Here is a 14,367-nt window from a genome sequence, read left to right as displayed (position 1 = left end):
CCCGCCTTCCCGAACACTTTCCTTGCGCGGTGGCCATCGGTCTCCTACAGGTTGGACCAGCGACAACGGCGTCGCTGATTCCCGAATATGGGCTAATGAGCAAGGCTGCTCGACTGTTGCGTGACACGCGTCGCGCTGATGTCGGCGGCCTTTTTTGCGTTTGAAGGAGTAGGGTTATGAAGAACTTTCCGATGTTCCTCCGGATGGATGGGCGCCGTGTCGTGCTGTGCGGCGGCGGGGAAGAGGTCGCGCGCAAGGCCCGCCTGATCCTCAAGACCGAGGCCCGGATCACCATCCTCGCCGACCACCTCGATCCGGAGCTTTCCGCCCTCGTCGCGTCCGGTCGCGCCGATCACCATATTTCCCTTCAAGATGAAACCTTTAGGGATGCCGCCCTGGTGTTCATCGGCACCGGTGACGACGATCTGGACCTCGACCTTGCCGGGGTCGCCCGCGCCGCCGGGGCCGTGGTCAACGTCATCGACCGCCCCGAATTGTGCGACGCCTTCACCCCTTCCATCGTTGACCGTGACCCGGTTGTCGTGGCCATCGGAACCGAAGGCGCCGCCCCCGTTCTGGGTCGCGCCATCAAGACCGAGATCGAAACCATGCTTGCCCCGCGACTGGGGTCCTTCGTCGCCCTGGCCGGTCGCCTGCGCGGCGCCGTCGCCCAGGCCATTCCCCACGCCGCGCGTCGCGGGTTCTGGGAATGGGCGTTCAGCGGCGAGGCGTATCGCGCCCATCTCGACGGTCGCGAACGCGAGGCCGCGCGTCTGCTCAAGGCCGCGATTGCCGACGGCCATTCCCCTGAAAGCAAAGGACATATCGCGCTGGTCGGGGCTGGCCCCGGGGCACGGGACCTGCTGACCATACGCGCCGTCAAACGGCTGCAACAGGCTGACGTGATCTTCTACGACCGGCTGGTCGACCCCGAGGTGCTTGAGCTTGCCCGCCGCGATGCGGACCGCGTCTATGTCGGGAAAGAGGTCGGCGCCTGTGCTTGGCCGCAGGACAAGATCGACCGCCTGATCGTCGCCGAAGCCTTGCAGGGCAAGCGCGTCGTCCGCCTGAAATCCGGGGATCCGTCGGTTTTCGGCCGCGCCAGCGAAGAGATCGCCGCCGCCCAAACCGCCGGGATCGAGATCGAGATCGTGCCGGGCATCACCGCCGCCTCCGCCGCCGCCGCAACCCTCGGCCGCCCCCTGACCGAACGGGGCGAGACCGATACCTTCGTCATCACCACAGGCACCTGCCGCCCCGGCGATGCCGAGCCCGACCATGCCTTGCTGGCCCGACCCGGCACCTCGATCGCGTTCTACATGGCGGTAGAGAAGGCCGCGCAGGTCCAGGCCGACCTGATCGCCGCCGGGGCCCCCGCGGCCTGTCCGGTGGACATCGTCGCGTCGGTCTGCACCGACCGGCAATCCCATGTCGAAACCACGCTGGGCCACATGGCCGAGACCGTCACGACCCACGGCATCCGCAGCCCGGCTTTGCTGATGGTCCGCTACCCGAAATCGCTGGCGGTCAGCGCTTCCCTGGAAAAGCAGACGGCCGCATAACGCGGCCGCCTTTGTGTCAGAACTGAAAATCAGGATCGGACAACAACTGCGCGATCCTACACGCAATCAGATATCCAGGTTGGCCACGTTCAGTGCGTTGTCGCGGATGAAGTCGCGGCGGGGTTCGACGACGTCGCCCATCAGCTTGGTGAACAGGTCGTCGGCCTCTGCCATGTCGTCGACCTTGACCTGCAGCAGGGTGCGCGCCTCGGGGTCGAGGGTCGTCTCCCAGAGCTGTTCGGGGTTCATCTCGCCCAGACCCTTATAGCGCTGCAATTGCAGGCCACGTTCGCCTTCCTCGAGGATCGCGTCCAGCAGGTCGAGCGGGCCGTAGATCGGCTGGCTGCGATCGCGGCGCGCTAATTGGGCGGGGCGTGCATAGACGTCCTGAAGGGATTGGGTCAGTTGGCCAAGGCGGCGCGCCTCGCCCGAATTCAGGGCGGGGCCATCCAGGGTACGGACCTCTTCGACGCCACGCAGGACGCGGGACAGGCGGATGCCGTGATCCTGGGTCAGACGCCCCTGCCAGCCGCGTTCATATTCCAGCGCGACCTGGTCCAGACGGGCGGCCACGTTGTTGGCCACGCCCTGCAGGTCGTTCTGGACCTCGCCGGGCAGGAAGGCGCCGGCAATGGCGGCCTGTTCCAGGATGTGGCGCGGGTAGTGGGTCGGGAAGCTGTCGATATAGCGGCGGGCCTGGCGGGCCTCCGTCACGACGCGGACAAGGTCGGGGCCGGCGATCTCGTCGCCATTGCCGAGCCGCAGGACCGCGCCCTCGGTGCCCTGGTCGATCAGGTAATCCTCCATCGCGGCCTGGTCCTTCAGGTAGACCTCGGACTTGCCGCGGCTCACCTTGTAGAGCGGCGGCTGCGCGATATAGAGGTAGCCGCCCTCGATCAGCTCGGGCATCTGGCGGTAGAAGAAGGTCAGCAGCAGCGTCCGGATATGGGCACCGTCGACGTCGGCGTCGGTCATGATGACGATCTTGTGGTAGCGCAGCTTCTTGATGTCGAATTCGTCCCGGCCGATCCCGGTGCCAAGCGCCATGACGAGGTTGCCGATCTCCTGAGAGCTCAGCATCCGGTCGAACCGCGCGCGTTCCACGTTCAGGATCTTGCCTTTCAGCGGCAGGATCGCCTGGGTGGAGCGGTCGCGACCCGTCTGGGCCGAACCACCTGCGGAGTCACCCTCGACGAGGAAGACTTCGGTCTTGGACGGGTCCTTTTCGGAACAATCCTTCAGCTTGCCAGCCAGGTAATTCACGTCCATCGCCGTCTTGCGGCGGGTCAGTTCGCGGGCCTTGCGGGCCGCTTCACGTGCCACAGCCGCCTCGATGATCTTGCCGACGATCATCTTGGCCTCGTTGGGGTTTTCCTCGAACCATTCCGACAGCTTTTCGCCGACCAGGTTCTCGACCGCGGGCCGGACTTCGGAGGATACGAGCTTGTCCTTGGTCTGGGACGAGAATTTCGGATCGGGCACCTTCACGGACAGCACGCAGGTCAGACCTTCGCGGGCATCGTCGCCGGTAAAGGACACCTTTTCCTTCTTGGCGATCCCGCTATCGGCGGCATAGCGCGTCAGGGTCCGCGTCAGCGCGCCCCGGAAGCCCGCCATATGGGTGCCGCCGTCGCGCTGCGGGATGTTGTTGGTGAAGGGCAGAACCGTCTCGTGGTAGCTGTCGTTCCACCACATCGCGACCTCGACACCGATGCCGTCGCGTTCCCCCTCGACGAAGATGGGGTCTTCCATCATCGCCTGCTTGGACCGGTCGAGATACTTGACGAATTCCTTCACGCCGCCCTCGTAGAACAGCTCGGTCTTGAGCGGTTCGGCGGGGCGTTCGTCTTCCAGCACGATGCGGACGCCGGAATTCAGGAAGGCCAGTTCGCGCAGGCGCTTTTCCAGCGTCGGGTAATCGTATTCCAGGTTCGAGAACGTCTGCAGCGAGGACAGGAACCGCACCTCGGTCCCCTTCTCGCCCTCGGCATCGCCAACAACCTCGAGCGGGGCCACGGTTTCGGAATTTTCGAACCGGACGTAGTGTTCTTTCCCGTCACGCCAGATGCGTAGCTCAAGCCAGTCGGACAGCGCGTTCACCACCGAAATGCCGACGCCGTGCAGGCCGCCCGACACCTTGTAGGAGTTCTGGTCGAACTTCCCGCCGGCATGGAGCTGGGTCATGATGACCTCAGCGGCGGAAATGCCCTCCTCCGCGTGCATGTCGACCGGAATTCCGCGCCCGTTATCGCGCACGGAAACCGAATTATCGGCATGAATTTTCACCCGGACAAAGTCCGCATGACCGGCCAAGGCCTCGTCGATGCCGTTATCCACGGCCTCGTAGATCATGTGGTGCAGACCGGACCCGTCATCGGTGTCACCGATATACATGCCGGGGCGCTTGCGGACAGCATCCAAACCCTTGAGAACTTTGATGGAATCGGCGCCGTACTGCGGTTCTTGCTGCTGTGGTTCAGCCATGCGGTGAAGACCTTTGTTATTCTGCCCGTTTTATACTGTCCGTTGGGGGTAATGTCACGCCCGTGACACAATATTTGGTGGTCCGCACCGGGGCGGTGAAAGCGGAAAAATGCGCAGGTTTTGACGGTGCGGATCCGGGCGCCCGGCGGGTGCTAGAGAACCGCGATCAACACCCCGACCAGGATCATCAATCCGCCCGCGATCAGGTTGGTCCGGCGGATCGCCTCGCCCGAGGCCAGGAACCGGCGGATGCGGTCCACGAAGGCCGCGAAGATCAGGTTGCCGATGAACGGGACCAGCATCGAGGTCGCCATGATCGCGGCGATATCGACCCAGGTCACCTGCGTCAGATCGAAGAAGCCGGGCAGGACGCCCATGTAGAACAGGATCGCCTTGGGGTTGCCCAGGATCACCACAAGGCCCGCGATGAACCCGGCCCACATGCCGGGCCGCGTCAGGCGACTGTCCCCGGCGATGGTCTTGTCCGCATTGCGGATCAGCAGCACACCCATCGTCACGAACATCCCCGCACCGACATAGCGCAGGATGGTCAGGAACTCCTCCATCTGGCCAACGATCCAGGTCACCCCGAGGATCGCCAGAAGCGGCCAGAGCGCATCGCCGATCACAACGCCAAGGGCCAGCGGCCAGGCGGAATGGAACCCGCCCGACAGCGCGCGGGCGGTCAGGGCCAGCCAGACAGGCCCCGGCGTCAGGAACAGGATGAAAAGCGCCCCGGCGTAAAGCGCCAGTTCGGTTGCGGAAAGGGTCATGCGGGATCCGGTATGGTCAATGTGCCGTCGTCGTTCACGGTCCAGAAGGGGTTGTGGGCCAGTTCCCAGACATGCCCATCGGGATCGGCGTAATAGCCGGAATAGCCGCCCCAGAACACCTCCTCGGGGCTCTTGAGGGCCGTGGCCCCCGCGGCCAGCGCGGCGGCATAGGCAGCGTCGACGCCCTCGCGATCCGGAAAGTTCTGCGCCAGGGTCATCGCCCCCGTGCCAAGCGTCGCGCCGGGACGGCCCTGATCCTTGGCCAGCGGGTCGAGCCCGAACAGGCCCAGCGCCATGCCATGCATCCGGTAGAAGACGACGCCCGGCTGTTCATCCACCGGCGTCCAGCCCAGGTCCGCATAGAAGGCTCGGGCCCGGTCCAGATCGGACACGCCGAGGGTAATCAGGTTCACGCGCTGCGGTGTCATGCCGGTCCTTCCGTCTCTATGCGACTGGTGCCGTCGGTTTCGGTGACAGACAGGAATTGCGCCCTGTCGCCAAGCTCCTCGAACAGATCGAGACCTGTTCCCGTCATCCAGGCCTGCGCCCCCAGGGCGCAAACTTCGTCATAGAGCGCGGCACGGCGACCGGCGTCAAGATGCGCTGCCACCTCGTCCAGCAGAAGGATCGGGGGCGCGCCGAAATCCTCTGCCAGCGCCCGCGCATTGGCGAGGATCAGCGAAATCAGCAGCGCCTTCTGCTCACCGGTCGATGCATCGCGGGCGGCGATCCCCTTGGCGGCCCAATGCGCCTCCAGGTCGACGCGGTGCGGCCCGATCAGCGTCCGCCCGGCGGCCAGGTCGCGGCGACGGTTCTCGGCCAGCGCCTGGCGCATGGCCTCTTCCGTGGGGGGCAGGTCGCCATCGGCATGGCTCATGGCCAGGTCCGGCGCGGGAAAGGCCGTGGCGGCACCGACCGTCGCCTCTGACAGCAGACGCAGGGCCTCTTCCCGGTTGGCGGTGATACGGGCGCCGGATTCGGCCATCTGCGCCTCGACGGCCGTGTACCAATGCGCGTCGCGCACCATGTCCTTCAGTAGCCGGTTCCGCTCCCGCATGGATTTCTCATAGGCCAAAGAGGCTTCGGCGTGACCGGGCAGAAAACTCAGCGTCATGCGGTCCAGGAACCGCCGCCGCCCCTCCGCGCCCTCGATCCACAGCCTGTCCATGCTCGGCACCAGCCACAGCACCCGTGCGATGCGCCCCAGCCCCGATTGCGGGGCTGTCTTGCCATCGATGCGCACATTGCGGGACTGGCCCGGCTCCGCGCTGGTTTCAACCTCGTGCACCTGGTGCAGTGATTGCATGACACCGGACAATTTCCAGCCGATCGCCTCGGGCCGCCGGATCAGATCCTCGGCCCCGGCCCGGCGCAGCCCGCGACCGGGCGAAAACATCGACACGGCTTCCAGCAGCGCGGTCTTTCCGGCACCGTTGGGCCCATGGATCGCAAGCGGCCTGCCGTCGATCTCAAGCTCCGCCCGCCGGTAGGAACGGAAGTGCGACAGGGTCAGCCGGGTCAGACAAAGCCGTCCCATGCACCCCCCTGCTTCATCTTGCCAGAAATACTCTCGCCGAAGGCAAGGCCGCGCCAGCGGCCTCCTCCGTCGGGGATCACACGCGCATCGGCATGACGACGTAGACCGCCGACGTGTCGTTGCCTTCGCGCATCAGGGTCGGGTCGCCCGAGGAGTTGAACAGGAAGACAGCGTTCTCCCGATCCACCTGGGAGGCGATCTCCAGCAGGTATTTCGCGTTGAACCCGATCTCCAGCCGCTCGTCGCCATAGGCCACGGCCAGCTCTTCCTCCGCGGCACCGCTGTCGGGCGCGTTGACCGACAGGATCAGCCGATCCTCGTCCAGCGCCAGCTTGACCGCGCGGGACCGTTCCGACGACACCGTCGCGACACGGTCGACCGCCCGGGCGAAATCGCTGGCATCGACTTCCATCTTCTTGGTGTTCCCCTGAGGGATCACGCGGGTGTAATCCGGGAAGGTCCCGTCGATCACCTTCGAGGTCAGGGTGATATCCGGCGTGGCAAAGCGCACCTTGGTTTCCGACACCGACACCGCGACCTGCAGCTCGTCATCATCCAGCAGCTTGCGCAATTCGCCCACGGTCTTGCGGGGCACGATCACGCCGGGCATGTCTTCCGCGCCGCTGGGCAGGTCCGCGTCGATCCGCGCCAGGCGGTGACCGTCGGTAGCCACGCAGCGCAGCACGCGGGCGCCATCGGATTCGGAGATGTGCATGTAGACGCCGTTCAGATAGTAGCGCGTCTCTTCGGTCGAAATGGCGAATTTGGACTTGTCGAACAGGCGGCGCAGAACCGGCGCGGGGGCCGAGAAGTTCGACGCATATTCCGACGAGGCCATGACCGGGAAATCTTCTTTCGGCAGCGTCGCCAGGTTGAAGTTCGACCGGCCCGCCGCGACGGTCAGGCGACCCGCGGTGCCATCCTCGGACAGGGTCACCTGCGCACCATCGGGCAGCTTGCGGACGATTTCATGCAGTGTCACGGCGCTGACGGTAGTTGCACCGGCGCGTTCGACCATGGCGTCGGCCTTGTCGACGACCTCGATATCAAGGTCTGTGGCGCGGAACTGGACCTGGTTGCCCTCGGCCTCGATCAGGACGTTGGCGAGGATCGGAATGGTGTTCCGCCGCTCGACAACCGACTGGGCCTGGGACACGGCCTTTAGCAGCGCCGCACGTTCGATGCTGAATTTCATGACCCTCACTCCTGTCAGATGCCGGGACCGGAAACCTACCGGTTTCCACCCGTAGCACAACGGTTTTGTTGCTTTTTCCTTTTTAGTTAGGGGCAGGTCAAGGTAGACCGCTGCGCGAAACGCAAAATGCCAGGCTCTTGGGTGACGAATTCAGTCACCTGAGGCCTGTCACGTTGACATTGGCAGCAGCGCGGGCTCACGTCTTTATCCAGCGCCACCCGCCATATTTTTCAGCCAACGTGGCGCCAATCACAAAAACCACGCGTTCCGATACGCAAAAGAGACACCTTATTATGCGCACCACAAAAGCCCTGGCCCTTGTGGCCAGCCTGCTGGCTCCGTTGGCCACGACGTTGCCCGCCAAGGCCCAGACCACCGTTTATTACGACACCATCCAGAATTGGGAAATCACCAGCCGCCCCGGCTTTTTCTGCCGCGCGACGCTGACGCAGCCCAATAGCGAAAAGCTGATGATCGCGTGGAATGCAGACAATTTCATGGATGCCAGCGTGAACTGGCCCGGGTTGCAGGCCTTCGATATGGCCCATTACGGGCTGCGGTTCTGGTTCGGCTTCGATCCCTCCGCCGCCGAGGAAACCGAGGCCGTCCCCTTCAACATCGAAACCGGAGAGGAATGGCTGGCGCTGTTCCAGGACAACCTGAGCGAGGATCCGGGCCATGTCGACGCGCTGAAGAACAGCGCCTCGCTGGACGTGATGCTGTCTGGCCGCAACCTTCGGTTCCCGCTGGACGGGTCACATGCCGCAATCACCGCGCTGCAGGAATGTGTCGCAGGCGCGCAGAGCCAGTCGAACGCCGCGCCGACCGGATACACGCTGATGCTGGCCGGCTTCGACGGAGGCCGTTTCATGCGCGGGCGCGATGGCCAATGGCACGAACAGGGCGAGAATGGCGGCGAATTCACCTTCATGGAAACCAGCGCCACGGAGGACCGGGTGTTTCTTCATGACGCAAGCCGTGACATGCGGCTCATTCTCGATCTTGGCATGAACCAGATCTATTACGCCGGGCCGGGCGAAGAGTATCGCACGCTTTACGCGATCACGGCGGTGGAATGACCTTGACCCCCTGACGAGGAGCCAAAAGAAAAGCGCACCACCCGACGGGCGGTGCGCTTTTTCGTGTCTTGTGCGTCGCTCAGGCTTCGAGGGCGCGGCGCAGCAATTCCAGGTCTTCGGCGATCTGGCCGTCCTGCAGCTTCAGTTCCTCGATGCGGCGCACCCCGTGGATCACGGTGGTGTGGTCGCGCCCGCCAAAGCGGCGGCCGATCTCGGGCAGCGACCGCGAGGTCAGCTGCTTGGCCAGGTACATCGCAACCTGGCGCGGACGGGCATAGGTGCGCACACGCTTGGGTCCGATGATGTCGGACAGGCGGATGTTGTAATGCTCGGCCACCTTGCGCTGGATCTCTTCCACGGTGATCTTCCGTTCGGAGGCCCGCAGGATATCAGCCAGGCATTCCTGGGTCAGGTCCAGCGTGATCTCGCGACCCACCAGCGACGAGAAGGCAAAGAGTCGGGTCAGAGCCCCCTCGAGCACCCGCACGTTGGTCGAGATGCGGTGTGCCAGAAATTCCAGCACGCCGTCGGCCATCTTCAGACCCGGATACTGGGCACGATGGGCTTCGACCTTGCTTTGCAGGATGCCGAGACGCAGTTCGTAATCGGTCGGGTGCAGGTCGACGATCAGGCCACATTGCAGGCGCGAGCGGATGCGCTCTTCCATGTCGGTCATTTCGCCCGGCGCACGATCGCCCGAGATGATGATCTGCTTGTTCTGGTCCACCAGCGCGTTGAACGTGTGGAAGAACTCGTCCTGCGTGGAATCCTTGCCGGCGATGAACTGCACGTCATCGACCATCAGCACGTCGACGGTACGGAACAGCGACTTGAAATCCATCGTGCGACGTTCGCGGATCGCCTGAACGAAGCGGTACATGAACTGCTCGGCCGACAGGTAGACAACGGTCAGGTCGGGGCGATGCGTCTGAAGCTCCCATGCGATGGCGTGCATCAGGTGCGTCTTGCCCAGGCCAACGCCACCATAGAGGAACAGCGGATTGAAGGTGACCGGCCCGGCCTCGGCCACGCGACGAGCGGCGGCATGGGCCAGCTCGTTCGGGGACCCAACCACGAAACGGTCGAAGGTAAAGCGCGGATCCAGCGGCGCCGGCTGCAACATCGAATCCAGCGCCTGGTTGCGCGGCGGCGCGACAGGTGCCGCAACGGCAGGCTGAGCCTCGGGCTCGATGTCCTCCGGCACGTCCTTCGCAACAGGCTGCGACGCGTTGGCCGCGACGGACGACTCGATCACCTTGAACTCAAGCCGACGGATTTGCGCATCCACTGCGGAAACCTCGCCCAGAATCAGGTCTCCGAAGTTGCGCGACACGTAGGTGCCTGCCCAGGAATTCGGCGCACCGATGACGGCAACGCCGTTCTCCGTGTGGTCGTATTCCAGTGGTTCTATCCAGCTCTTGAAGTTGTTTTGCCCGACATTCTTCAGAAGTTTCTGCTTAACCATGCCCCATTGGTCTTTGGTCATTTCCGTTATTGCCCCCAACTACGGCTCTTGTTTCTGAATACGCGCACCGGTCCCTCCGATACCGCGTACGATCACATGCCGCAGAACAAACAGATACCCCGCCAGCCAAGCAGCAGCCAGCAACACCGCTTAGCCTGCGGCGTGGTTTGGAAATACAGCAGAGCAAGTGTGACGACCCAAGTGTCACTCAACCCTAAGCTGCAGAATCCGCCTGTTCCAATGGACAGAAGACCAAAAATCACACAAGCAATTCAGCCAACCTATGTTGGTTATTATTCTGCCTGTGGATCGATCTGACCCGCTGTGCCCCCCAAGACGACGTGAATCGCAAGACTGAACTTAGCAACTCGAACGCGAGAGGCGCAACGGCAAGAAGCGCTTGACTCTAACTTGCTTGAACCCGAATCCCGAAGCGGTGGCGGAAGCGCCACAGTGACGCCAAATAGCAAAAGGGCGCCGATCCGACGGCGCCCTTTCGAGTTCATAGACTTAGCGGTCAGCGCTCAGGCGATTGCCTTCACGCGAGCCGACAGCCGCGACATTTTTCGTGCGGCAGTGTTTTTGTGCATCACGCCCTTGGTGACACCGCGCATCAGCTCGGGCTGGGCGGCCTGCAGGGCAGCGGATGCTGCATTCTTGTCACCCGACGCAATCGCTTCCTCAACCTTACGCAGGTAGGTGCGGATACGCGAGCGACGCGCCTTGTTCACCGTCGTGCGGCGAACCAACTGACGGGCGCGTTTCTTGGATTGAGGCGAATTTGCCATAACTCTATCGTCCCGTTGCTAGGGTTCATGTGTTCTGAAGCCGCGCTATTAGGACCGACTCGCGGCAAAGTCAACACTCTTGCCCGGTTTCGGCCCGACTAGTTTACGTTTCCGCGTCGGGATCCGGGCGCCCCTCGCCCAGTTTCGTGCATACGACAAGGATTCGCGCGGGCTCTTCCCCGGCAGCGGCATAAAGGTGTCCGCGGCCGCTGTCGAAATACATCGTGTCGCCTTCGTTCAGCGTGACATCGTCGCGACCTTCCAGCTGCACGATCAGACGACCGGACAGGACCATCAGGAATTCCTCTCCGGGATGGCTTACCATGCGGTCGAACTGCATCTGTTGCAGCGGCTTGAGCGTGCCCATCATCGGAACCATGCCCTTGTCGCGTACGTCGGGGTGCAGCATCTCGTAGGTGTAGTTCTCGGTTTCCAGGTAGCCGAACTCTCCCTTGCGGGCCACGGCGCAGGTGCCCGGTTCGAACCGCCCGCCCCTGGTCGAGAACAGTTCCGACACGTCGACGCCCAGCCCACGCGCAAGGCCCGAGAACCTGTCGTAGGTCGGGGCCATCAGCCCGCGTTCAACCTTGGAAATGGTGGAGATCGCCAATCCGCTGCGATCCGACAGGGCCTGGATCGTCAGACCGCGCGATTCCCGCAGCTCCTTGACGCGACGGCCCAGAGCCGTGCGGCTTTCCTCTGCATCGAGCGCATCGGCACTCAGGGCGCGTTGTGAATTTGGCGACATGCTAGTACCCACACTCCAACGTTAAGAGACCTTTCCGGACAAAGCCAACATTTTCCTATTGGAAAAATTTCTTTGCGCAGCAGTCCAACACTGCTAGGCTGACAACCCAAGTTCCCATGCTAGTCAGGTGTTTGTCCGGGTGAAAGGTTCAGTTTTTGATATCGTCGTGATCGGTGGCGGCATGGCCGGCGTCTCGGCCGCGGCCGAGTTGGCAGGTCACGCCCGGGTCCTCCTGATCGAGACAGAGTCACAGCCGGGCTATCACGCAACGGGCCGATCCGCCGCGATCCTGGCCCAGACCTATGGCAGCGGCCCGGTCCGCGACCTGACTGCAGCCTCCGCCAGGTTCTTCGACACGCCGCCCGACGGGTTCGTCGATGTACCGCTTCTGTCGCCGCGTGGGCTGATGCTGATCGCGCGCGACGACCAGTTGGACGGACTGCGCGCCATGCATGCGGAGCTGTCGGTGTCAGGCTACCTGTCGCTGATCGACGCGGCAGAGGTCGAGGACCGCGCGCCGATCCTGCGCAAGGGCTACGCTGCCGGCGGCATCTTCAATCCGCACGCACAGGACATTGACGTGCATGGCTTGCTGCAGGGCTATCTGCGCCTGTTCCGGGCCCGCGGCGGCGAAGTAACAACGAAGGCCGAAGTCACCGGACTGACGCGCGACGGTAATACCTGGACGATCACCACCGGCACGGACACCTACCAGGCCGGCACGATCGTCAACGCCGCCGGCGCATGGGCCGATCAGGTGGCCGACCGCGCCGGAGTACAGCCGATCGGGCTGGCGCCCCTGCGGCGCAGCGCCCTGACCTTCAGCCCGCCAGACGGGATCGACTCCGATGCCCTGCCGATGATGGTCGACGCCGAGGAACAATTCTACCTCAAGCCCGAAACCGGCAAGCTTCTGGCCTCTCCGGCGAACGAAGACCCCTCGGCCCCCTGCGATTCCCAACCCGACGAGATGGATATCGCCATCGCGATCGACCGGGTCCTGACGGCCTTCGACCTCGACGTCCGGCGGATCGAGGCAAAATGGGCCGGCCTGCGCACCTTTGCACCCGACCGTGCCCCCGTCTGCGGATATGATCCGCAGGCAGAAGGCTTTTTCTGGCTTGCAGGCCAGGGCGGATACGGCATTCAGACGGCACCGGCGCTGGCGCGCCTGACCGCACACCTCATTACCGGCGCAGCCCCGGACCCGGACTTTCTGGCAACCGGGCTGGCCATCGACACTTTGTCACCGGCACGGTTTCATCGAGCAGCCGCCAAATGACAACGACCAAACCAGGGAGAAAGACATGAAATTCAAGACGATACTGGCGGCTCTGACCGCCACCGCAATTTCAGCCGGCGCTGCCGTCGCAGATTGGGCACCTTCGGGGCCGATCAAGCTGTGGATCGGGTTCGGCGCGGGCGGTGAAACCGATACGCTGGGCCGCCTGATCGCCAAGGACATGAGCGAAGCGACCGGATGGGACATCGTGGTCGAGAACAAGCCCGGCGGAGGCGGCATCGCCATGTTCACCCAGCTGGCCACCGTGCCGCCGGACGGGCAGACGCTGGGCATGGGCGTGACCATGCCCGTCCTCGTCAACCTGACGGTGCGGCCCGACCAGATCCCCTTTGACCTGGACAGCTTCGACTACCTCAACACCGTGGCGCTGGCCCAGCTTGGGATCATCGCAAAGGCCGACGCGCCCTTCGACGACCTGGAAAGCTTCATCGCCTATTCCAAGGAAAAGGGCGGCGCGCTGATGGCCTTCGACGCCAAGCCGCAGGAACTGCTGATGAATGTCATCAACGGCCAGTCCGATGCGGGCGTGAAACTGCTGTCGACGAAATCCTCTGCCGAGGCGCTGCAGCAGGTTCTTGGCGGGCACGTGGACGCGGCGTTCAATGCCGGCGCCCATATCCCCTACCTCGACAGCGGTGAGGTCAAGATGATCGCGTCGGCCAATGCCTCGCGCCATTCCTACGCCACCGATGTCGCCACCGTGCCGGAACAGGGCTACGACATCTATGTCGATCCGTGGTTCTACATCGCCGCGCCCGCCGGTCTGCCCGAGGACGCGAAAGAAGCGCTGAGCGGGGCGATCTCGGCCGCGCTGGCCTCCGACGCGACGAAAGAGGCTATCATGAACTCCATGCATACCGAACCCTCCATGGCGGGCCCGGAAGAGACCAAGCAGATGCTGGTCGACGGCCTTGCCAATGTCGGAACGCTCTTCGGCAAGTGACATCGGTCGGGGCGCGGCCTATACCGCGCCCCGAACTGAAGGAAAGGGCGCCGCCGCGTGGGCCAGAAAAGCATCAATCGCCTCTCCGGGGTTGCGGTCGCCTTGTTCGGGGCGGCGATGCTGCTCTGGATCATTCCCGCCCATACCGAAACCGTCAGTTATGGCTGGGTGAAACCCGATACGCTGCCCAAGGCCTGCGCCTGGGCCCTTGCCGGCCTTGGCCTGATCCAGGCGCTTCTGCCGAAGGGCGAGGTTGCGCTGGACGGTGGTGAATTCGTGATTGTGGCCGTTGCGGCAGTGCTGTCCGCCGGGGCGATCTGGGCGCTTGGAAAGATCGGGTTTCTTGTCGCCGCACCGGTTTTCGCGGCTCTGCTGATCGCGGTGATCCGCGAACGCCGCATCGGTTGGATCGCGGCCACGATCATCGGGGCGCCCGCCCTGATCTGGGTCGTCGTCGACCTGTTGCTTGGCCGCCCGCTGCCCTGAGGAT

Annotated in this window: 13 protein-coding genes; 5 read left to right on the top strand and 8 right to left on the bottom strand. The window is 63.8% G+C overall.

The features are described from left to right. Positions 1-176: 176 nt before the first annotated feature. Complete coding sequence (gene cysG, locus ATO9_RS00150) at positions 177-1,562, top strand: siroheme synthase CysG (RefSeq protein ID WP_043743506.1); 1,386 nt, start codon at positions 177-179, stop codon at positions 1,560-1,562. Between the two features lie 66 nt (positions 1,563-1,628). Here the strand turns inward: cysG and gyrB are convergent, their stop codons facing one another. From gyrB to dnaN, 5 genes are all read right to left on the bottom strand, one after another. Next, entirely contained in the window at positions 1,629-4,046 is a 2,418-nt protein-coding gene (gene gyrB, locus ATO9_RS00145; RefSeq protein ID WP_043743502.1) for a DNA topoisomerase (ATP-hydrolyzing) subunit B, read from the bottom strand. A gap of 152 nt (positions 4,047-4,198) precedes the next feature. Further along, complete coding sequence (locus ATO9_RS00140) at positions 4,199-4,819, bottom strand: LysE family translocator (protein WP_043743501.1); 621 nt, start codon at positions 4,817-4,819, stop codon at positions 4,199-4,201. Beyond that, positions 4,816-5,247, bottom strand: coding sequence for a VOC family protein (locus ATO9_RS00135; protein WP_043743493.1), 432 nt, complete (start codon positions 5,245-5,247; stop codon positions 4,816-4,818). The genes ATO9_RS00140 and ATO9_RS00135 overlap by 4 nt, the downstream gene beginning before the upstream one ends. After that, positions 5,244-6,356, bottom strand: coding sequence for a DNA replication/repair protein RecF (recF, locus tag ATO9_RS00130; protein ID WP_043743489.1), 1,113 nt, complete (start codon positions 6,354-6,356; stop codon positions 5,244-5,246). Before recF ends, ATO9_RS00135 begins: the two co-directional genes overlap by 4 nt. 76 nt (positions 6,357-6,432) lie before the next feature. Continuing rightward, a complete protein-coding gene (dnaN, locus tag ATO9_RS00125; RefSeq protein ID WP_043743487.1) occupies positions 6,433-7,551 on the bottom strand; it encodes a DNA polymerase III subunit beta in 1,119 nt (372 codons plus the stop codon). Between the two features lie 293 nt (positions 7,552-7,844). On the opposite strand from dnaN, the gene ATO9_RS00120 reads away from it, so the two are divergent. Beyond that, a complete protein-coding gene (locus tag ATO9_RS00120) occupies positions 7,845-8,630 on the top strand; it encodes a hypothetical protein (RefSeq protein ID WP_043743485.1) in 786 nt (261 codons plus the stop codon). A gap of 79 nt (positions 8,631-8,709) precedes the next feature. On the opposite strand, the gene dnaA is transcribed toward ATO9_RS00120, so the two are convergent. The 3 genes from dnaA to ATO9_RS00105 all read right to left on the bottom strand — a co-directional run bounded on the left by dnaA (position 8,710) and on the right by ATO9_RS00105 (position 11,631). After that, positions 8,710-10,116 (bottom strand): chromosomal replication initiator protein DnaA, encoded by a 1,407-nt coding sequence (gene dnaA, locus ATO9_RS00115; protein ID WP_043743484.1) that lies wholly within the window; start codon positions 10,114-10,116, stop codon positions 8,710-8,712. 503 nt (positions 10,117-10,619) lie between these two features. After that, complete coding sequence (rpsT, locus tag ATO9_RS00110) at positions 10,620-10,883, bottom strand: 30S ribosomal protein S20 (RefSeq protein ID WP_043743483.1); 264 nt, start codon at positions 10,881-10,883, stop codon at positions 10,620-10,622. A gap of 103 nt (positions 10,884-10,986) precedes the next feature. Then, positions 10,987-11,631, bottom strand: coding sequence for a helix-turn-helix domain-containing protein (locus tag ATO9_RS00105; RefSeq protein WP_043743474.1), 645 nt, complete (start codon positions 11,629-11,631; stop codon positions 10,987-10,989). 139 nt (positions 11,632-11,770) lie between these two features. On the opposite strand from ATO9_RS00105, the gene ATO9_RS00100 reads away from it, so the two are divergent. Genes ATO9_RS00100 through ATO9_RS00090 form a run of 3 tightly spaced genes read left to right on the top strand, consistent with a single transcriptional unit; the run spans position 11,771 to position 14,363 of the window. Continuing rightward, positions 11,771-12,913 (top strand): NAD(P)/FAD-dependent oxidoreductase, encoded by a 1,143-nt coding sequence (locus tag ATO9_RS00100; protein ID WP_043745341.1) that lies wholly within the window; start codon positions 11,771-11,773, stop codon positions 12,911-12,913. A gap of 25 nt (positions 12,914-12,938) precedes the next feature. Next, entirely contained in the window at positions 12,939-13,877 is a 939-nt protein-coding gene (locus tag ATO9_RS23300) for a tripartite tricarboxylate transporter substrate binding protein (protein ID WP_052418003.1), read from the top strand. A 57-nt stretch (positions 13,878-13,934) separates the two neighbouring features. Further along, positions 13,935-14,363 (top strand): tripartite tricarboxylate transporter TctB family protein, encoded by a 429-nt coding sequence (locus tag ATO9_RS00090; RefSeq protein ID WP_043743472.1) that lies wholly within the window; start codon positions 13,935-13,937, stop codon positions 14,361-14,363. Positions 14,364-14,367 lie beyond the last annotated feature (4 nt).

Origin of the sequence: Pseudooceanicola atlanticus, assembly GCF_000768315.1 — a bacterium.
GTDB classification, from domain to species: Bacteria; Pseudomonadota; Alphaproteobacteria; order Rhodobacterales; family Rhodobacteraceae; genus Pseudooceanicola; species Pseudooceanicola atlanticus.
The sequence above is the reverse complement of the archived record's forward strand: the minus strand, read 5'-3'. Positions and strand labels throughout refer to the sequence as shown.